The organism is Kordia sp., assembly GCF_050633145.1.
GTDB lineage: Bacteria > Bacteroidota > Bacteroidia > Flavobacteriales > Flavobacteriaceae > Kordia.
Genome location: NZ_JBOEFY010000035.1, coordinates 24733 through 45723 on the forward strand (window position 1 = coordinate 24733; position 20991 = coordinate 45723).

Sequence of the window (20991 nt, forward strand, 5' to 3'; positions counted from 1 at the left end):
CCAGAACCAAAATTATACGTCAATGAAAGTGTAAACTTGCGCACTTCCCAACGATTTTGCCATTCCGTTCGTACATTATCTTGTTCCGTAATACTTCGCCATCTACTCGTTTTAAAGATGTTATCGGCTCTGACTAACAAACGTAGTTTTTCATTAAAAAAGAACTTTTTAATACGAAACGACATATCATACGAAGGTTTAGAAACCGTATTTCCATTACGTCCACGACCAGAATAGAAGCTATTCCAATACACTGTCCAATCATTTTTTAAATTGAATGTTTGATTAATGGTTGCATACCAATTCGTTCCAGTTTCATCATAACGAAAGTTTGGAACCTCTGATCGTGCGTGATTGTATGAGAAATCGCCATAAAAATCGATATCCCAAAAATTGAAGGGTGAAACAGAAGTATTCAATGAAATACCAACATCTTCTGAAGTGGCAATATTCGCCTGAAACATCGTTGTAATTTGAGTCGCTTCATCATAATCAAACACACGATCCATCATGTCATTAGTGAATTTTGCATAGATAGAAGCAGCTGTCTTTTGCTTATAAACCCACGTAAAATCTAACGAATGTGTGAATTGTGGCTGTAAATTCGGATTTCCAACTTCCACATTATACGTATCTACATATTCGAAGAAAGGATTTAATGATAAATAACGTGGACGCTGAATTCTTCTACTATACGAGAATTTAAACTGATTGTGATCTAAATTATGATTCACACTAAACGATGGAAAGAACGATATGTAATTATCTGTATTTGAGGTTGCTGCCGTGATGGAAGTGGCGTCATAATCTATATATTCGGCACGCAAACCTGCTTGAAAACTCCAATTTTTACGATTATAATTCATGATTCCGTACAAAGCACCAATCGATTCTTTGTATTCCAATTCATTGCTACGATTGGTGTCTAACTCAAAATTTGTATTTGTGGTACGTTCAAACAACATATTGTTATAATCGTTAGACACATAACTATATTTTAAACCTGTTTCAAGTGTAAATTGATCGTTTAATTGCTTTTCATAATCGATTCGTGTGCTTAGAATATTGTATTTCGTTGGATTGTCATTTCGAATAATCTCTGGATTTCTATATTGTTGATTGTCAGCTACCGTAAAATACGAGTTTGTCGTAGTTTGATCTTGCGCATTTGTATATGTTGCATAATTTAATTGTGCATCAAACTTTGTGTCCAAACTATCGGAAGCATAACTGTAATACAAGTTTCCTGTCAAACGTTTATTGTTTTCATCGAGCGAATTGTCTAAAATGGTAAAACGTTCGTAATTACCATTATAAAACTCATTTGTACGTCCTTCTGTGACTTCATTACTATTATAAATATTGAAATTCCATGAAGTTCCTACGGTTGCATTTTTTGAAACAGCGTACGAAACACCAAGCTTTGACGTCAGACTTGTAGAGATAGGAAACCAATCGTTGATTTGATCCAAAGTGGTTTGCAAATTTGGTTCTTCAATAGATTGTACTACGTTTCTGTGATTTACAGATTCAAAATAACCGTAATAAATTCCAGCATTCAAATTCCACTTTTCTGTTTGGTTGAACAAATTCAGTCCATAACTATTTTTAATAAACTCTGCATAGCCAACAGAACCATACACATTTCCTGTAAACCCAAGATATACAGGCTTTTTTAAGCGAATATTTAAAATTCCGCCTGTGCCAGCTGCATCGTATTTTGCAGAAGGATTCGCTATAATTTCTACCGCTTTGATGTTATCGCCAGCCATGGTTTTTAAATACTGTTTTAACGCATCGCCAGATAGGAGAGAAGGTTTTCCGTCAATTAAAATTTGTAGATTTCCATCACCACGAAATAGAATGTTCTCATCCTTATCCAAACGCATACCTGGCAATTTGCTTAAGGTTTCTAAGGCATCGTTTCCTGCGCCAATTCCCGATTTGTCAACATCGACAATCATTTTATCGCCTGTCATTTTTATGAGTCGTTTCTTTTGTAGAATGACTACAGCATCCAGCTCAGATGCATCTACCGTAAGAGAAATGTTCAGTGTTTTTTCTGTAGAAGTTTCCGTAAATGTTTCACTTTTAAACGTTACATAACCAAGTGTTTCTACCTTTACATAAAAAGTTGCAGTATTGAATGTAATACTATAATTTCCATTTTCGTCACTATACGCATAGCCAAGTAAACGATCTGCGGAAGCGTCAAAAACAGTAACAGCAGCAAGTTGAAGCGTTTCGTTTGTATTTATGGCTGTAATGGTTCCTTTCAGTGTTGTTTCTTGCGAAAGCATTATTGTAGAAAAAAAAAGTGTGAAGATAATGATGAACTGTTTCATGTTTTTTGATTTTGATTAGGTCAAAACTAGGTTTGAAACGACGTATAAAATGGCAAAAAAGTTGAGCGTATAAAAAGCCATGACGAAACCCTAAAACCATTCCACTAGATATTTTGTCGGCTCTTTTTTAGGTTTGATATAATAAAAAGAAGTGTTTGTCCTAAAAACACAAGAAACAGTAAGAAATAAAATACATTTGTGTTATGGAAATTAAAAAGCATTGGAAATATCATGTTATTTTGGGTATTGCACTTTTACTCTTGGAATGGTTGGAAGACTATACTATTAACGGAATGAAAGGCTTAATGACCAATTTTAGTAGTGAATATCAAGGTTTGCTCATTACATTTTATCTGTGTTCCGTTGCTATTTACTTTTTAAATTTCTTTGTAATTGCTCCTAAATTATTATCTAAAAAACGCTTGATTCCTTTTGTTTTAGCGGTTTTTGGAATGATTTTACTCTTTGCAGGATTGCGGTATCTTACACAAGAAGTGATTCTATTTGAAATTACGGGCGAACACAATTATTACAACAAATCGCGCCAATTGATTTATTACGTTTTTGATAATTCGTATTATGCAATCAAACCAATTTTATACAGCACAATTGTGTTTTTAGTGTTGCAATACAATGAAAATAAAGACAAGATATTTCAGCTGAAGCTGGAACGTAACAAAGGCGAAATCAGCTTTTTAAAGTCACAAATAAGTCCACACTTTTTATTCAACACATTGAATACTTTTTATAGTGAATTGATTGATAAACAACCAAATACAGCCAAAGATATTCACCGATTATCTGAATTGTTACGCTATGTCACCTATGAATCTACACAGGATTATATGCCGCTGAAACAAGAATTGAAGTTTATAGAAGATTATATGTATTTTTATAAAATTCGTTTTGAAGATCAGTTGTTTGTCAATGTTACAATTGATGGTGAAATAGGTGACAAGCAAGTGCCATCGTTGGTATTGATTCACTTTGTGGAAAATTTATTCAAACACGGAATTGTGAATGATGAAGAGAGTCCTGCGAAAATTTCTATTTCAATTGAAAAAGATTTTTTAACCTTGACGACGAAAAACAAAGTGTTGTTTTCAGACAAATATATGGACAATGGTATTGGCGCTGAAAATGTTCGAAAACGTTTAAAAGCGATGGTTAACGATCAATTTGAAATCAAATATACCAACGAAAACGGACAGTTTGAAGCCTTTTTAAAATTGCCACTATGAGTACAACTATAAAATGCATCATTGTAGATGACGAACCGCCAGCAATTCGCTTGTTGGAAAAGTATGTAGCAAAAGTGTCGTTTTTAGAATTGGTGACTTCGACCACAAAACCATTACAAGCGTTACAAATTCTTGAAAAGGAACAAATTGATTTGGTATTTTTGGACATTCAAATGCCGGAATTATCGGGAATTCAGTTGTCGAAAATCATCAACAATAAAACAAAAATTATATTCACTACAGCATATCCACAATTTGCGTTGGAAAGTTACGATTTAGCTGCCGTAGATTATTTACTAAAACCCTTTGAGTTTGAACGTTTCTACAAAGCCGTACTCAAACTCAACGAACCTGTAAAAACTGTTGAACCTTCGACCATTACAGACGATTTCCTATTCGTAAAAACTGATGGTAAAAACAACTTTGAGAAAATCTACATCAAAGATATTCAATACATTGAAGGTTTAAAAAACTATGTTGCTATTCATTTAGTAAACAAGCAAATTATTACCTACAATACCTTAAAAAACATTGAAGAATGCTTGCCGACTTCGATGTTTATCAAAACTCATAAATCGTATATCATTTCCTTATCGCACATTACTAAAACGGATTCTAATTCGGTGTATATAAACGAGCATACAATTCCTATTGGTGATACGTATAAAAAGGGATTCTTTGATAAAATACAGGAACGGAAACTTTAAACTCTTAATAGCTATAAACGTCAGTTCGAGTACTTGTGCTGAGCAAAGTTGAAGCATCGAGAACAGCTTTGAAAAACAAGTACTTCTCGATACAATTCGCTTAGGCGAATCACTCGAAGAGATGTAGAGAAATCAACACGTCAGTTCGAGTGGCAAATCTATGATTTGGTGTATCGAGAACAGCTTTGAAACGAAAATATTTCTCGATAGCTCTATTGAGCGCAGTCGAAATACAATTTTTCTTCATTGCATTCCGAAAAACCACTCCAAGAGACGTTCGAGGTTTATAATGCAACTATGATTCGTCTTTACGAGCGTAAGCGCGGTAATCTCATAGACTCACTTAGCTTTTAGATTGTTAGATTAATTTCAAACACGAGTTCGAATATTTCTACTGAGTTAAATCAAAATATATAAAAGTATTTCCAAAGAAAAATGCTAACTTTTAACCGTTCTTAATACTAAACTTCTTGCAGAGTTTTACTTGAACTGACGTCTTGAATATTTAATAAACTAAACAATAATGGAAGATTTAATAAAAAAGCATAGAAAAATTCTTAAACATTATAATATTGAAAATTTCGATTTATGTATTAGTGCTATATTTTGTGTAGAGAGTATTGAGAATATTGAAAAAACCTTAGTAGAATGTAATAATGCACTTTTAGGAATTCCATTCAATCAATATTTACAAACTCCAGGTGAAGGTTGGAGCGTCAATATTGATCCAGAGAATATAGGAGAAAAACTTGTAGAAGTAGAATTTATTTATACCGATGAAGCTGAAAGTGTAAGTAATATTCCTTTATGGTTATATAAGTCTCTTTTAAATGAGAGATACATGCATATTAAAGATAAAGAGCTATTTTATTGGAATAACCAAGTAAAAAGAAAAGGATGTTATCTAAATGGATTGCGAGAAGGACTCTGGATTGAATATTTTGATAATGGAAATATAAAAAGTAAAGGAAAATACGAAAAGTATAAAAAAATAGGAATTTGGAAATATTACTATTTTAATGGTCAGATAAAAGAAGAAAGAGATCATGAAGTGAAATTTCATTTTATTTCACAAAAGTTATGGTATGAAAATGGACAAATAAAGTCCAATTTGGATTGGGATGAAAAAGAACAATGTTTTAATGTTATTCATTACTTTGAATCTGGAGAAATTAAATCTACTCAGTTTCTAAATAAGGAAGGTGTATCAATAAGAAAATCACTTTAATAATTTGCAATAGCATAATAGCAAGTTGAATCTACTAACTTTTTAGTAGATTTAACTTTTTAAAAATCAAGTATTTAAATTTTTCTTAATAAAATTACCTACTAAATAATTAGTAGTTCTACTAAAAAGTTAGTAGGTTTGCAATGTAATCTTTTAGAAACTATGCAAAAACTAACGAAGAGAGAAGACCAAATTATGCAAATCGTATGGCGATTAAAAACTGCTTTTATTCGCGATATTATTGAACAACTTCCAGAACCAAAACCACATTACAATACAGTAGCTACTATTGTAAAGATTTTGGTAAAGAAAGGTGTTTTGCAATCTGAAATGATCGGGAATACGCATCAATACAGCTCTGCAGTAGATTTTGAAGCGTATCGAGATGATAATTTGGGAAGCATAAAAAAGAAGTTTTTTGGCAACTCTTTTCCGAAGATGATGGCGTATTTTGCCAAAGAGGAAAATCTCTCTGAAGCAGAAATTGAAGAATTAATGGACATGATTAAATCTAATAAAAACAAGAAATCATGATCGCAATTCTTCTAAAAGCATCCATTGCATTACTCATTTTTCTAGCATTCTATAAATTGTTTCTAGAAAGAGAAAGTTTCTATACAGTAAATCGCTGGTATTTAATCATTTGTTTAGCCTTAGCTTTTGTGTTGCCTTTTATTTCGGTACCACAATTAGTGTCAAATCAAGGGTATATTTCGGAAGTTATTACGTCTATCGAAACAGCTAAAACTCCTGAGAAATCTGTAGTGCTAATTCCAGAAGAAACAACTTTAAAAGAAATGTTTCGCAATGAAGAAACAAAGAACCAAGCTATAGAGAGTACTACAAACTCAGCTGTTTCAACGATTTCAACACCATCATTGTCTTTATTAGATTGGATTTTAGGAATCTATTTCTTTGGTGTGATCGTTTTTGCACTGAATTTACTGTTTCAAGTAGTAAGTATTTGTCTCAAAATCATCCGTGCAGATGATAAAATACATGACGAAAATGCAATTATTATCAATCATCCGAGTATCAAAGAACCTTGTTCTTTCTTCAACTATATCTTCATCAATCCAGAAAGTTACGATTATAAAACCTATGAACAAATTCTAGCGCACGAACGTGTACATGTAGATAAGAAACATAGTGTAGATTTATTATTTGCTGAATTGGTAAAAGTATTTTTATGGTTCAATCCGTTTGTATGGATCTACCGAAAATCAGTTGAAAAAAACATTGAATTCCAAACAGATGCTGCATTATTAAACAATGATATGATTGAAAATGATCAGTATCAGTTGAGTTTGCTAAAGATTGCCACGTATACAAAGCCGTTAACCATTACGACGAATTACAATCAATCATTAATCAAAAAACGAATCGTAAAAATGAATTCAAAAAAATCGAATCCGCATAGCTATTGGAAATATACGTTTCTAGCGCCGACACTAATTGTTTTAATTTTATTTTTAAACAAACCTTTAACAGCTGCTACTATAGAAAAAGCCATTATCGATACACCTATAGTAAATACGCCTGAAAAAGAAGAGTTAATTATAAGTGAAGCTGCGCCTAAAATAACAGCACAAAAACCATTAACTGCAGCCGAACTTGCCGCTTCTTCCGATTGCGCACGTTTGTTAAAAGCGATTGAAGACAATGATGTTGCCAAAGTTAAGGAACTTCTTAAAACGATAGATGCAAACTGTATTGACAAAAACGCAGGTTTTATAGAAACCCGTACAAAAAAATACACCTATCGTGAGCGTAAACCGCAAACACCTTTAGTTGGTGCTGCACGCATAGGAAATGTAACAATTGGTAAATTATTATTTGAAGCAGGAGCAAAAGCAAACTTTTATTCTCAAGAAAATCATCCACCTGTAATTGCAGCGGCTAGAAATGGTTCTGTTGAATTTTTAAAACTATTAGTGGCAAATAATGTAAAAATAGACGAAGCCATTACAAATCATGGAACTGCGTTAATTGCAGCAGCTCAAAAAGGACATTTAGATGCCGTAAAATATATTCATGGCCAAGGTGCAGACGTAAATAAATCGGTTATGAATGTGGGAACACCATTGATTGGAGCTTCCAGAAGTGAAAACATTGAGGTTGTCAAGTTTTTATTAGGCAAAGGTGCCGATGTTGACAAACATGTAATGAATGTAGGAACACCGCTCATTTACGCGGCTCGTACTAACAATTCAGAAGCTATAAAATTATTAGTTGCCAAAGGCGCAGATGTTAATAAAGAAGTTGCCAATGTGGGAACACCATTAATTTATGCAGCTCGCAAAGGGCATCCAGAAATCATCAAATTATTATTAGATAAAGGAGCTGATGTAGACAAACAATCGGCCAATGTAGGAACTCCAATGATATATGCTGCTCGTAACGGACATACGGAAGCTATTAAACTCTTACTAAACAAAGGTGCTAATATTGACAAACAAGTAGCCAATGTAGGAACTCCGTTATTATATGCCGCTAGAAACGGTAATATAGAAGTGATTAAATTACTTTTAAACAAAGGAGCCAATATTGACAAAGAAGTTGTGAATGTCGGAACTCCGTTAATTTATGCTGCAAGAAATAATCATGTTGACGCTATCAAATTATTACTAGATAAAGGTGCTAATATTGATAAAGAAGTTGCAAATGTCGGAACACCTTTAATTTATGCTGCACGAAATAAACATAAAGAAGCATTAAATTTATTAATAAAAAGAGGTGCAACGGTTGATAAAATTGTTGCAAACGTAGGAACAGCACTTTTATATGCAGCAAGAAATGGACATGTTGAGATAATTGAACTATTATACTTAGCAGGTGCAGACATGAATAAAGCTGTCCCAAATGTAGGAACACCATTGATTTATGCTGCACGAAATGGACATAAGAATGCTATACAATTTTTATTATTACACAAAGCAGACATTAATAAACCACTTCAAAATGTGGGAAGTCCACTAATTTATGCAGTACAAAATGGAAATGAGGATATTGTAAAACTACTGATTGATAGAGGAGCAGAAGTAGATTTAGACACACCAAATGTTGGCACTGCATTGACCAAAGCTGTACGCTCCAAAGATCAAAAAATGGCAAAATTATTACTAAATGCTGGCGCAGATCCTTATTATGTAACTGGTCATAATAATTATCCAATGTATTACGCTAAAAAGAATAATGATAAAGAAATGGAGAAACTTTTAGAACGTTACAAAAAATAAAACATCTCATCAATCAATTATAAAGCACGTTTTTCATCCTAACAGATGAGAAACGTGTTTTTTTATATTCCAAAACTACGATGAAATCAAATCTAAGTAGTCTAAAAACCTAAGAGCGCCAGCAATCCAAAAGCAAAGCAACGAATCTTATATAGACAAAATCACGTGAAAACGCCTATTGTCAATATCTATTGTGTTTGGTAACTTTGAAACTATCAGTTGTACAACTGATAATTAACCTCAAAACCATATTACATGAGTTATTTATCATTTAGCCCTGGAAATCAATCTACAGGAAAAGGTAAAAAAAAGAAAGGTTCTGTTCGTAGAGCTTTTTCTGATTGGATTATTGAAAACTACGGAGAAGACTACAAAGATACACTCCTTAAACAACGTTCGGAAACTGAAAATATCGGTTTACTGAAAAAACAAATTGTAGAAGTAAGTGACGAAAAAACACCTTTAGTTGGAATTATTGGTGGAGGATTTGCTGGAATGTATGCAGGACTCATTTTACAATCGTTAGGAATAGAATTTGAAGTTTTTGAAGCTTCCGATCGTGTTGGTGGACGAATTGACACGTGGTACTCTACAGACTACGATCCTAAAAGTAAGGATAATAAAGGACTATATGGAGAAGTAGGAGGCATGCGTATTCCACAATTCTCAGACGATATGTTGCCTGTGCAGCATTTGGCCTTATCATTAAACTATGTGTTGGAACGCAACGGATTGACAGATAAAATGCTGCGTTGGCGTAAATTCTATTACAACTCAGACTATCAACGCTTGCGTTATAATAATATGAAAGATCCAATCATAGCGAAAAATGCGAGTTTAAATTCCTTAAACTTTGGAAAAACACAAGGAGGCGATTTACCAGAAGTTTGGGTGACTGAAAAAACAGACGAAAACGGAAACAAATATTTGCCAGTAAATGTCATTTTAGACAAAGTAAACGGTCCATTCTTAGAAGCAATCAATAAATCCTTTGAAACTGGTTTTGCGAAGCTGATGCGTTATGACAATTACTCCATGTGGGCATATTTGACAAATGTGTTCACCTTGGCGGATATGGAAGAATACTACGATCCTGCAATGGGCGCACCATGTGAAAATTTATCATACAATATTGCGAGTTATTTAGAAACTTTAAATGTTGGAACTGGTATGTACAGTGTTTCTTTTGTGGAAATGGTTATTGCTGTATACGATTGGGATGGAAGTAAAAATTCATACGATCCTTCCGATCCAAATGTCTATATGATAACGATGAACGAAGGAATGCAGCATTTTCCAGATGCTTGTAGAACCGTTTTAAATCTTGAAAATGGTGTTACAGCAGATGATGGATATCTGTCGAAAGTATTGATAGGAATGGAAAAAGGTCAGAATAACGAATATGGATATTCACCGCCAAACCTTACCAAAGATGCAGAGCCACCAAAAACAGTTCCGCCAGCAGATCCAAAAGGAAGTGCCAATACAAAACCTGTAGAACGAAAAGAAAAGAAACGTGTCTTTATGAAACATAAAGTAACACAAGCTGAATATGACGCTAATTTGTTTGACAAAAATGGAGGAATGCGTTTAAGCATTGAACATACACATGAAAATGGTAAAAAAGAAAAACTCCATAAAGAATATGCTTATGTAATAAGTACATTACCAAACGGTGCATATTTAAATGGTCAAAAACACAAAAACTTCTTTGAAGGATTGTCATTTGCAAAAGCCAGAGCATTGCGTGAATGTAACTATATGCCATCATTCAAAGCATTTATCACATTCAACAAGCAATTTTGGAAAGATGTTGGTGAACGTCAATATGAAACAGGTTTAGGAGTTTCTGCCAGCGATCGATCTAACAGGCAAATTGTATATCCATCGTACGGATATGATGCTCAAAAAGGAGTATTACAAATCTATTCTTGGGCGCAAGATGCAGAACGTATGGGCGCATTAACAGATGAAGAACGTGTAAACGAATGCTTAAAAGGAATTCAATTCATGTATCCAGAAATTGATATTTACGAACACTTTGCAGGTTATGATGACGGAACCACTACAAAAACATGGTTTTGGGATCAACATGCAGGCGGTGGTGCATTTGCATTATTCAATCCAGGGCAATTCAAAAACTTATATCCAACACTATTAACTCCCGAATTTGGTGGTGCACTAAATATTGCTGGTGAGTGTTGTTCTGTACATCACGGTTGGATTGTTGGCGCATTAGATTCAGCATACAACTCTGTGTACAATATCTTAGAAAAAATGAAGGCTACAAAACACATTGTTAAAATGAAAGCTACTTGGGGCATACTAAACGCACCAGATATTGCAGCAAAAAAGAAATAGTACACATAAAAATAACAAACAACTACATACTAACAACTTGTAGTAAATTCAAAAAGGAAAGCCTATTAAAAGCTTTCCTTTTGGGTTTTATAGGAGTAAATCATTATATTTGAGAGACTTCCCCAATTGAATATAGCCTTTATAAAGAATAACTAACCATATATACCTATTATGTCAAAAGACTTTATTCCCTTTAAAAACATTGGACTTTGTTTTAGTGGCGGCGGTTATCGCGCTACATTCTTCTCTTTAGGAGTTGTTTCCTATTATGATAAAATTCAATATCAAGGAAAACCATTGTTGGATCATGTAGAAGCCATCAGTACAGTAAGTGGCGGAACATTGTTTGGTGTAGCATTTTCAAAGGCTTCTCAACAAAAAGACTTTGATTTTAAAACATTTTTCAATGAATTTTACGATAATTTCAAACCCGGAAATGACAAACTCCTAGAAACTGCCATCGCAAAACTTGGCGATGATCAGGTTTGGAAGGACAATCCGCATAAGAAACGTTCACTAATCAATTCATTTGCGTTAACCTATGCAGATATGGACGTGTATAAAGGAAATTTTGATCTGTTTTTAGATAAAGAACAACTATCAAATCTAAAATATGTCTGTTTCAACTCAACAGAATTCTCGTTTGGTTTGGCGTTCCGATTCCAAAATTGTGGCATGTTTGCTAACAAACCATTAAACAACAAACATTTAAATGAACTAGAAGGACAGTTGCAATTAGGAGACATTACAGCATCTTCTTCTTGTTTTCCTTTAGGGTTTGAACCATTAGTTTTTCCTGATGATTATATAAAAGATCAAAACTCATCCGCATATAAAAATGTAAAAAGTTTAGAACGTTTTGCCGATGGTGTCGGAATTATGGATGGAGGAATTGCCGATAATCAAGGAATTGGAAGCATGATGAACATTAGCTTGGCTAGAAAGCGTGACGATGAACTCAACAAAGAACTTGACTTAATTGTGGTAAATGACGTAGGTAGTTTTAAAATGAACCCTTGGCAACCAGAAGCAAAAAAGAAAAATGAAAGTGCTAGTATAAAAAGTGTTGTCTCAAAAGTATTAGACTATTTTAAAATTAAGCCTTTATACTTAATCATATTAGTTTTAGGTATACTATTGATGGTGCTTAATTCAATGGAAATCTTCAAGGGGCAAGCATGGCCTGCCTTATATATAGTAGGTGGAATCATTACAGGAATAGGTCTACTACTAACTATTTTTGGATTAGTAGCTGGAATGGCAAAAAGTTTTGCAATTCGTTCCGTAAAATCATTATTCAATAAAAACATACCAGCACCATTAGTAGATGATGTATTAAGTTTCCGTAAACTAAGTGTTGGTTTAATTCAACGAATGTTAACGGAACGTATCTCATCTACCGTAATTATGGTAAATGATATCTTTTTAAAGCAAATAAGACGCTTAAACTACAAATTACTGTATTCTGATCCTAGTTTACGACACAGAATCATTACATCGACTGTATATGAATTAAATGGTGAAAAAACGGCGTATAGCAAATCATTCAGTTTTAACAAAAATATTAATCCTGCGCCAAGCACATTATTAACAAGTGTTGGATTAATAGCATCCGAAATGCCTACGACACTTTGGTGGGATGAAAAAGATATTCAAAAAGACCGAATGGACGCATTGATTGCCTGCGGTCAGTTTACCTCATGTTATAAGTTGATGGATTATATTTTAAAACTAAAAAAGAATAAAAAAATAAAACTTTCTGAAGAAGAGGTTGTAGCCATTGATGCTTTGTATGATGCCTTAGAAAAGGACTGGAAACAATTCAATGAAAACCCTTTATTTCATGTAAAATCACTAAAACACTAATACATAGTTTCTTACCTTAAAAGGGCGTTTTTCGTTAAAAACGCCCTTTTTTATTGAAAAATATTTAAAAAACGGTTCAATAAAACAATATTGTACGTTTATACCTTAACAACTGTAAGGTAATTTAAATCTTTTTGAGTTCTTTATTCTTTAATTTTATAATAATAGTTATCATTTCAAAGATGAAAACATACACTTAATCGATAAACCTATACCTTTTAACGATGTTTTTTGTGCGGTCGACTAAATACTTTAGAGATCACTTTAAATGAGACTAGCTTTATAATAGTGTTGAAAATAGCCCTCGAAATACACATTTTGCCCTAAATGCATATTTCAAAACACTGAACTGTTTTAATAGAATATTTTCCCAAAAATTTTCTTTTCGAACTTAACCTAACTATCAAAAAACTATGAAAAAACTATTACACTTAGTTGTACTATGTTTGCTTGCATCTTATGTTCAGGCACAAACACCAGGAGTATCAACCTTTTACGAACAAACACAAGGAGATACACGTAATTACATTGAATACATTCCAGGGAACTTACCAATAATCATATCTGCCCCTCATGGCGGTGTACAACAATCAGGAGAAACTATTGGAGGAATTTTTTATCCGGATAACGACAGCTCATTGCCCGATAGAAGTTGTGGAACTAATGAAAGAGATGATAATACAGACATATTAATACGCGAAATTCAAAAAGAAATCTTTGAACTTACAGGTTGCTATGCACATGTAATTATCAATAACTTGCACAGATCAAAACTCGATCCGAATCGTGAAATCAATGAAGCAACTTGCGGTAATGCAAATGCTACAGATCATTGGAATGCTTTTCACGGATTCATTGATCAGGCAAGTGCTTCAGTAGAAGCAAACTGGGGAAAAGGTATCTATATTGACTTACATGGGCAAAGTCATTCTGTTCCTAGAATAGAAGCAGGATACAACATTACTGCAGCAGAATTGAACTCTTCAGACTTAAATTCTGCCGGGATCATCAATAAATCTACAATACGCAATCTTGTAAACAATAATCTAAACAATTTAACACACGAACAGTTAATACGTGGAAATAGTAGTTTAGGTGAGATGTTTCAAAATGCATCAGGAACATTTTATGCTAGTCTAGGACATGCAGGTTGTGGAAGTACAAATGGCTACAGAACAGTGCCTAGTGCTACCAATAATGGTGGAGGAACCTGTGATGATACGCGTCCAAACGGAAATGCATATTTTGATGGTGACTTTTACAACAACCGTAGACACGGATCTGGAAATGGAACAAGCGACGGAACTGGAGGATCAGGAAATATTGATGGAATTATGACAGAAGTGAACCGACGTGTACGTGATTTAGGTACATATAATGGTCAAGTGTATGATTCTCGCCCGCAAACTTTAGTGCCATTTGCAAAAGATTATGCAGCTGTTGTACTGAACTTTATCAATACACATTACAACAATTATGCTAAGTTTCAATATATGGCAAGCATGTATGCTATTAATGGACCAAGTCCAACACCAATCCTTATAGGTAGACCAAACGGAACATTCTCGGCTCCAGCAGGACTTGCTATCAATGCAGCCACAGGAGAAATTGACGCAGCAAACTCAACTGAAGGAGTATACGAAATCACATATACAACAGGAACATGTGGCTATTTTACAAGCTCGCAAACTATTTCTATTGTTGCAGATCTTTCACAAGATACAGAGCCGCCAACAGTTCCCGGTAGTTTGTCAGCCGTAAATGTCACCGAAACGACTACAGATTTATTATGGACAACTTCCACAGATAATGTAGATTTAGTTGGATATAACATATATCAAAATGGTACATTACGAGAAACTATTGCTCCAGTAACAAATTTTGTTGTAACCAATTTAACGCCAGACACAACTTATGCATTTACCTTAACGGCACTCGATTTAGCTGGAAACGAATCTGCGCCTAGTAATGAAGTAACAATTACAACGCTACCAAACGTGGTATTGAATTATTGTACTTCTGCAAGTACAAATGTAAATGACGAATTTATCAGCAGAGTACAATTAGGAGATATTGACAATGCTTCTGGAGCGCAATTCTATTCAGATTTTACAAGCATATCTACGGAACTAACTAAAAATGGACAATACGTACTAACAGTAACTCCAACTTGGACAGGAACTGTATACAATGAATCGTATGCAGCTTGGATTGATTACAATCAAGATGGTGACTTTTCAGACTCAGGAGAACAAGTATGGACACAAACAAATACACAAGAAACTCCTGTAAGTACAACAATTACAATTCCGACTTCAGCGCCAAATGGAATGACAAGAATTCGTGTTTCAATGAAATACAATGCATTACCAACACCTTGTGAAACCTTTACGTATGGAGAAGTTGAAGATTATACTGTAAATATTGTTTCAGCCGAACCAGATTCTTCTCCACCAATTATCACATTATTAGGAGAAAATCCAATTCAATTATTTGTAAACGATACTTATACAGATGCTGGAGCTACTGCTATAGACAATGTAGATGGTGATATTACAGACTTAATTGAAGTAACTGGAAGTGTAAATACTGCTGTTGCAGGAACGTACACATTATTTTACAATGTAAGAGATGCCGCAGGAAATGAAGCTGCTCAAGTAACAAGAACTGTCAATGTTGTAGAACTTGTTGACGATACTCCGCCAACAATCACGCTAAATGGAAGTGGTTTTATAAGCTTAAACGTAGGTGATACTTATACAGAATTAGGCGCCACAGCAACAGATAATATAGACGGAGACATTACAGCAAACATTAGCATTAGCGGAAACGTTAATACAACTACAGCAGGAATGTATGTGGTACGTTATAATGTAAGTGATGCGGCAGGAAACGCTGCAGCAGAAGTAACTCGCGTTGTAAATGTATTGGCAGATACAACAATTCCTGTCATTACTTTAAACGGAAGTGAAGCAATCAATCTAAATATTAATGATACCTATACAGAATTAGGCGCAACAGCAACAGATAATGTAGATGGTGACATTACGGCAAATATTAGCATTAGCGGAACAGTTGATACGTCTACACCAGGAATTTATATAATTCGTTACAATGTAAATGATGCTGCTGGTAATGCTGCCGCAGAAGTAACTCGTACCGTAACTGTGCTAGCAGATACTACAATTCCAGTTATTACCTTAAACGGAAACGGAACAATCAACCTTAATGTTGGTGATACGTATACAGAATTAGGCGCAACAGCAACTGACAATATTGATGGAAATATTACAGCAAACATCAGCATTAGCGGAACAGTTGATACTGCTACAGCTGGAGTGTATGTAATTCGTTACAATGTAAATGACGCTGCTGGTAACGCTGCCGCAGAAGTAACTCGTACTGTAAATGTAATAGCAGATACTACAATTCCTATTATTACCTTAAACGGAAACGCTACTATCAACCTAAATGTTGGTGATGCGTACACGGAATTAGGCGCAACTGCAACAGACAATATTGACGGAGACATTACAGCAAATATTAGCATTAGTGGAACTGTTGATACGGCTACAGTAGGAGTATATACAATTCGTTACAATGTAAATGATGCCGCTGGAAACGCTGCTGCAGAAGTAACTCGTACCGTAAATGTAGAAGAAGTAAGCATTGGTTGTTCTAATGGAATAGATACATTCCCATACACAGAAAGCTTTGAAAATACACTTGGTGGATGGACACAATCTACTCAAGATGATATCGATTGGACATTAACGAATGCCAGAACACCATCAAACGGAACTGGACCAGAAAGTGCTAACGATGGAAGTTACTATCTATTTGTAGAAGCTTCTGTAAATGGAGGTGGATATCCTGACAAACAAGCTATATTAACATCTCCATGTTTCGATTTAACACAATTGACACAAGCAACATTTAGTTTCAATTACCACATGTATGGAACAGATATGGGAACATTAGATGTAGAAATTAGTGAAGATGATGGCGCTACATGGACTTCAATCTGGACAAAAACAGGAAATCAAGGAAATGCTTGGCAAACAGCTAATTTAAACCTCTCAACATATACAGGAAGTAATGTACAAGTACGCTTCAATAGAGTAACTGGAAGCACTTGGAGAGCAGATATCGGAATTGACAATATTAGTCTAATCGATGAAGAAATTACGGTTGAAGGTTGTGCTAACGGAATAGGAACGTATCCATATACTGAAAGCTATGAAAATACATTGGGTGACTGGACACAATCTGGACAAGATGATATTGATTGGACAGTAGATTCAAATGGTACACCATCAGACAATACAGGTCCTACAACTGCAACAGATGGAAACTTTTATATTTATGTGGAAGCTTCTGGAAATGGAACAGGTTTTCCAAACAAACAAGCAGTAATCAACTCACCATGTTATGATTTAACAAACGAAGCTAGTGCTTCATTCAGCTTTAGCTATCACATGTTTGGATCGAATGATATGGGAACTATTTCGCTAGAAATTAGTAATGATAATGCATTGTCTTGGACAACTATTTGGACAGAATCTGGAAACAAAGGAAACCAGTGGTTAAACGTAGACCTAGATCTTGCTGCTTATGTTGGCGGAAGCGTTCAATTACGATTCAATAGAGTCACAGGAGGAACTTGGCAAGCAGATGTTGCTATTGATAATATAGCATTAAATACAACATTGGCCGCACGTCAAGAAACGACCACAACAAAAGACAAGGAAGATGCTACTATAATTGTAGCTTCAAGCGGAGCAAATACAATGACTATTTTTCCAAACCCAGTTCGTGGAAACGTATTAAACGTAAAACTAGATCATGGAACGGTTCAAACATATAAAATTATTAACCTATACGGACAAGCAATAACTTCTGGAACTGCAAGCAATCAAATACAGGTAAACAAATTACCGTCTGGTGTATATTTCATTGAAATCTTTGATGGAGAAAACACATTGACAAAGAAGTTTATCAAACAATAATGTAAAAGCTATTTTACTAAACTACAAAAGCCCGATATGTATGCATATCGGGCTTTCATTTTATTCAGTTGAATCAAAGATAATTGAATCATCATCAATTCAATTCTGCTTCCGTAATTCGAAATGGATACGATTCTTTGAGTATTTTAAGTTCTTCCGCAGTCAAATCTTCAACTTCCTTGTTAAACTTAGTTTTACTCAACTCTTTGCGCAATTCGTAATATGCACCCATTAATTCGTTTTGCACGTTAATATACGCGTCGTACGTAGCTTCTCGATCGGTTTCAATGGCAATGATAGCTTTCTTTGGACTCTCAGAAGAATCTTCTTTTTTATCACCTTGGCAGTAATCGCAAGATTGATCTCCATTGTTGTCTAAAAAAACTTTGACATTTTCGCGCAATTCATCTAAAGAAATAATTTCATTGTTTGCCATTAATTGATCATTTCGATTCAATTTAATCGTAAAAACATTCTTCTTAGGAATCTCTGCATTACAATCCACACCTTCGGGACAAGGTTTCGGAATTACACTACGAATACCTTGATCTTCCTCAAAAGTAGTAGTGACTAAAAAAAAGATGAGTAATAAAAACGCAATGTCGGCCATAGAGCCTGCGTTTACGCCGGAATTGGTATTTCTGGACATTTTCATAATAAATCGGTTTTAATGTTAATGCTTTAATTGCATCAAAAGTAATGCCGAATAGATTTTATTATGAACTAGGAATGAATAGGGTAGATGTGAAAATGACCCAAAAAGAATTCAATAAAACAACATTAAATCGAATGCTTTTTGGGCACTTATTTCTATTATGGACAAGGTACATTATGTTCCCAATCTGACCAAGAACCAGTTCCTATTCCTAAAAAAGAAGGTCTGCATCTTACCATACATAATGATAGTCCGGCTTCTTGTTCAAATGGACTCATTGGCTCATGAAGGTATTCACATTTTTTTCCTCCATTTACAGCGTTTTGTTCGCTTTTGCTCAATTGTTGAACACCAGCTACGTTTAAAAGATTTTTTAGCATAATTTAAAAATTAATATCAGCTCTGAAATATTGGTAGTCAGAGTTTCTACCATAAAAATGATTTCCCAATAATGATTTAAAACTATAGGATAAAGGCTCGTAAAACAATGAAAAGCTATCGGATTTAAATAAATAAGACTTCAAAAAAGGGTTCAAGAAACACATGAAGTATTGATCGTAAAAACATGCGAATCAGTAGCTTAAAAAACAATTCTGTCTAAACATATATAAAGTGATTCTTTATAGAATTTTCATTGCTATAAAAGAAGATGATTCTCTAGTTTATTTGATAAAATGGAACAAAAAATTAATGAGGTTTTTATCTTTTTGTAGTGAAAATTTGAATGAGACCCAACAATTTATAAATGACGACTACTAAATTGACTTTTAGAAGTTCAATACTTTTTTAGATACCAATTTACTGCTAATTTTAAAGAAACATAAAATCCTTTATTATGAAGAAAAATAAGAATTTACAAAAAATGAAATTAAACAAAACAGCAATTTCAAGACTATCGCAAAACGAAGTTACTGGTGGAGTTACAATTACAATTACAACTACAATTGATACTCTTAACACAATTACTTTATGTGGTACACATTGTCAAGCTAATACTGTTGACGATTATTCCTGTACCTTTTGTACAATTGCCTAATCTAATTTTTAAAAGCGAGTTTCGACTCGCTTTTTTTGATCATTTGAGTACAAAAAAATCGAGGGCAGCAATCTAATTCAATCTAAAATAAACTACTAAAGAAATTAGAAATTCCTGAAAGGACATCAGAAATACTTGTCACAACTGCCAAATCACTATTCACACCTTTTAAAACAATATAAATTACAAAAAGTGCATATAACGTAATTAAGAAATAACCATGTGTTTTTTTAATAGCTTTTGGCACCAAATAAATAAAGAACGCTATAATTGTAATGATTAAAAGTAATACTCGTAATTGTCCAACGTTTTCTAAAGTTTCTGGACTCATTGTGATAGGTCCGTAGATAAGCGTAAAAAGAAACAACGGAAAACCAAGCGCAAAACAGATATCAAAAATATTGCTTCCCAATGCATTGGCAACTGCATCATCATAATTTCCTTTCATAGCATCTTTCCAAGAAATAATAGTATCTGGAACACTTGTAGCAGCCGAAGCCAATACAACCGAAACAAAATACACAGGCATGCCAATAGCATTCCCAAATTGTTCGCAAGCTTCCACCAACCAATAACAGGCAATTCCGATAAAGAAAACAGAAACCAACATTAAAGCCCATGCTCTTGTTAGGTTTATCTTTTTCGCCCCCAAAACAGTTGTTGCAAAATCTCCTTTAAAGAAAGCGACTGTACGATTTCCGCCATTCGCAGTAGCTTCATAGTCATTATCAATAGTTCCAGAACCTTGACTCAACAACATATACGTAATATAAATTGCATACAAAAGCATCAATATAAAACCGTGATACCAATACAACGTAGTATCTGTAATGAGAAGAATCAATACCAATTCGCATAAAATAAGCGAAATTCCATCACGTTTTATCACTTTTTTAGAAACATCAATACGATCAACAATTCCTTTACCAATCACAGCCATAATCACAACTGCGGGAATAATCATAGCATTAAAAACGGCACTTCCAGCTGTAGTTCCAATTCCGCCCGAAAAACCATCTTTATCTTTCAATACAAACAGAAAAAATAATGTGGTAAACAATTCTGGTAGACTACTTCCTATAGCATTAATTGTTGCGCCTTTAATACCATCTTTCATATTTCTACCCAAATAATCAGAAGCCATTTCAAAGCCGTCGCATGCACGCCAAATAATAATACACGTGATACAAATTAAGCCAAACGCAGAAAGTATTTCCATAAAAATAAATTAGAGCACAAAACTACAGTTTTCAATAGACATTTAATGATTAATACCATTTACAATTTAGAAAACGTTGATAGAT

Annotated in this window: 13 protein-coding genes; 9 read left to right on the forward strand and 4 right to left on the reverse strand. The window is 34.1% G+C overall.

All coding sequences use genetic code 11. The features are described from left to right. A partial coding sequence (locus tag ACRBBL_RS16685) for a TonB-dependent receptor domain-containing protein (RefSeq protein WP_431370208.1) occupies positions 1–2345 on the reverse strand: 2345 nt, incomplete at its 3' end. 203 nt (positions 2346–2548) lie between these two features. On the opposite strand from ACRBBL_RS16685, the gene ACRBBL_RS16690 reads away from it, so the two are divergent. The 8 genes from ACRBBL_RS16690 to ACRBBL_RS16725 all read left to right on the forward strand — a co-directional run bounded on the left by ACRBBL_RS16690 (position 2549) and on the right by ACRBBL_RS16725 (position 17996). After that, complete coding sequence (locus tag ACRBBL_RS16690; RefSeq protein ID WP_431370209.1) at positions 2549–3586, forward strand: sensor histidine kinase; 1038 nt, start codon at positions 2549–2551, stop codon at positions 3584–3586. After that, a complete protein-coding gene (locus tag ACRBBL_RS16695) occupies positions 3583–4293 on the forward strand; it encodes a LytR/AlgR family response regulator transcription factor (RefSeq protein WP_431370210.1) in 711 nt (236 codons plus the stop codon). The genes ACRBBL_RS16690 and ACRBBL_RS16695 overlap by 4 nt, the downstream gene beginning before the upstream one ends. 523 nt (positions 4294–4816) lie before the next feature. Further along, a complete protein-coding gene (locus tag ACRBBL_RS16700; protein WP_431370211.1) occupies positions 4817–5521 on the forward strand; it encodes a toxin-antitoxin system YwqK family antitoxin in 705 nt (234 codons plus the stop codon). A gap of 162 nt (positions 5522–5683) precedes the next feature. Next, on the forward strand, positions 5684–6055 hold the full coding sequence (locus ACRBBL_RS16705) for a BlaI/MecI/CopY family transcriptional regulator (protein WP_431370212.1): 372 nt from the start codon (positions 5684–5686) through the stop codon (positions 6053–6055). Continuing rightward, the gene (locus ACRBBL_RS16710; RefSeq protein WP_431370213.1) at positions 6052–8760 is read left to right on the forward strand and encodes an ankyrin repeat domain-containing protein; all 2709 of its coding nucleotides are present in this window, start codon (positions 6052–6054) and stop codon (positions 8758–8760) included. The genes ACRBBL_RS16705 and ACRBBL_RS16710 overlap by 4 nt, the downstream gene beginning before the upstream one ends. 255 nt (positions 8761–9015) lie before the next feature. Beyond that, positions 9016–11121 carry a flavin monoamine oxidase family protein gene (locus tag ACRBBL_RS16715; protein ID WP_431370214.1) on the forward strand — a complete coding sequence of 702 codons (2106 nt, stop codon included), beginning with the start codon at positions 9016–9018 and terminating at the stop codon, positions 11119–11121. 171 nt (positions 11122–11292) lie between these two features. Then, a complete protein-coding gene (locus ACRBBL_RS16720) occupies positions 11293–12987 on the forward strand; it encodes a patatin-like phospholipase family protein (RefSeq protein ID WP_431370215.1) in 1695 nt (564 codons plus the stop codon). 413 nt (positions 12988–13400) lie between these two features. Further along, positions 13401–17996 (forward strand): immunoglobulin-like domain-containing protein, encoded by a 4596-nt coding sequence (locus ACRBBL_RS16725; RefSeq protein ID WP_431370216.1) that lies wholly within the window; start codon positions 13401–13403, stop codon positions 17994–17996. A 94-nt stretch (positions 17997–18090) separates the two neighbouring features. On the opposite strand, the gene ACRBBL_RS16730 is transcribed toward ACRBBL_RS16725, so the two are convergent. Both ACRBBL_RS16730 and ACRBBL_RS16735 read right to left on the reverse strand, forming a co-directional pair. Beyond that, positions 18091–18651, reverse strand: a complete 561-nt coding sequence (locus tag ACRBBL_RS16730; protein ID WP_431370217.1) for an ExbD/TolR family protein — start codon at positions 18649–18651, stop codon at positions 18091–18093. A 158-nt stretch (positions 18652–18809) separates the two neighbouring features. Next, positions 18810–19031 (reverse strand): hypothetical protein, encoded by a 222-nt coding sequence (locus ACRBBL_RS16735; RefSeq protein WP_431370218.1) that lies wholly within the window; start codon positions 19029–19031, stop codon positions 18810–18812. A gap of 455 nt (positions 19032–19486) precedes the next feature. Here ACRBBL_RS16735 and ACRBBL_RS16740 point away from each other — a divergent pair, with 455 nt between their 5' ends. Next, positions 19487–19687 carry a class I lanthipeptide gene (locus ACRBBL_RS16740; RefSeq protein WP_431370219.1) on the forward strand — a complete coding sequence of 67 codons (201 nt, stop codon included), beginning with the start codon at positions 19487–19489 and terminating at the stop codon, positions 19685–19687. 82 nt (positions 19688–19769) lie between these two features. Here ACRBBL_RS16740 and ACRBBL_RS16745 read toward each other — a convergent pair whose 3' ends face one another. Continuing rightward, complete coding sequence (locus tag ACRBBL_RS16745; protein WP_431370220.1) at positions 19770–20906, reverse strand: sodium:calcium antiporter; 1137 nt, start codon at positions 20904–20906, stop codon at positions 19770–19772. Positions 20907–20991: the final 85 nt, after the last annotated feature.

Coding starts and splice junctions, on each gene's coding strand:
- ACRBBL_RS16690 (WP_431370209.1), top strand. CDS start 2,549: ATGGAAATTAAAAAGCATTGGAAATATCATGTTATTTTGGGTATTGCA.
- ACRBBL_RS16695 (WP_431370210.1), top strand. CDS start 3,583: ATGAGTACAACTATAAAATGCATCATTGTAGATGACGAACCGCCAGCA.
- ACRBBL_RS16700 (WP_431370211.1), top strand. CDS start 4,817: ATGGAAGATTTAATAAAAAAGCATAGAAAAATTCTTAAACATTATAAT.
- ACRBBL_RS16705 (WP_431370212.1), top strand. CDS start 5,684: ATGCAAAAACTAACGAAGAGAGAAGACCAAATTATGCAAATCGTATGG.
- ACRBBL_RS16710 (WP_431370213.1), top strand. CDS start 6,052: ATGATCGCAATTCTTCTAAAAGCATCCATTGCATTACTCATTTTTCTA.
- ACRBBL_RS16715 (WP_431370214.1), top strand. CDS start 9,016: ATGAGTTATTTATCATTTAGCCCTGGAAATCAATCTACAGGAAAAGGT.
- ACRBBL_RS16720 (WP_431370215.1), top strand. CDS start 11,293: ATGTCAAAAGACTTTATTCCCTTTAAAAACATTGGACTTTGTTTTAGT.
- ACRBBL_RS16725 (WP_431370216.1), top strand. CDS start 13,401: ATGAAAAAACTATTACACTTAGTTGTACTATGTTTGCTTGCATCTTAT.
- ACRBBL_RS16730 (WP_431370217.1), bottom strand. CDS start 18,651: ATGAAAATGTCCAGAAATACCAATTCCGGCGTAAACGCAGGCTCTATG.
- ACRBBL_RS16735 (WP_431370218.1), bottom strand. CDS start 19,031: ATGCTAAAAAATCTTTTAAACGTAGCTGGTGTTCAACAATTGAGCAAA.
- ACRBBL_RS16740 (WP_431370219.1), top strand. CDS start 19,487: ATGAAGAAAAATAAGAATTTACAAAAAATGAAATTAAACAAAACAGCA.
- ACRBBL_RS16745 (WP_431370220.1), bottom strand. CDS start 20,906: ATGGAAATACTTTCTGCGTTTGGCTTAATTTGTATCACGTGTATTATT.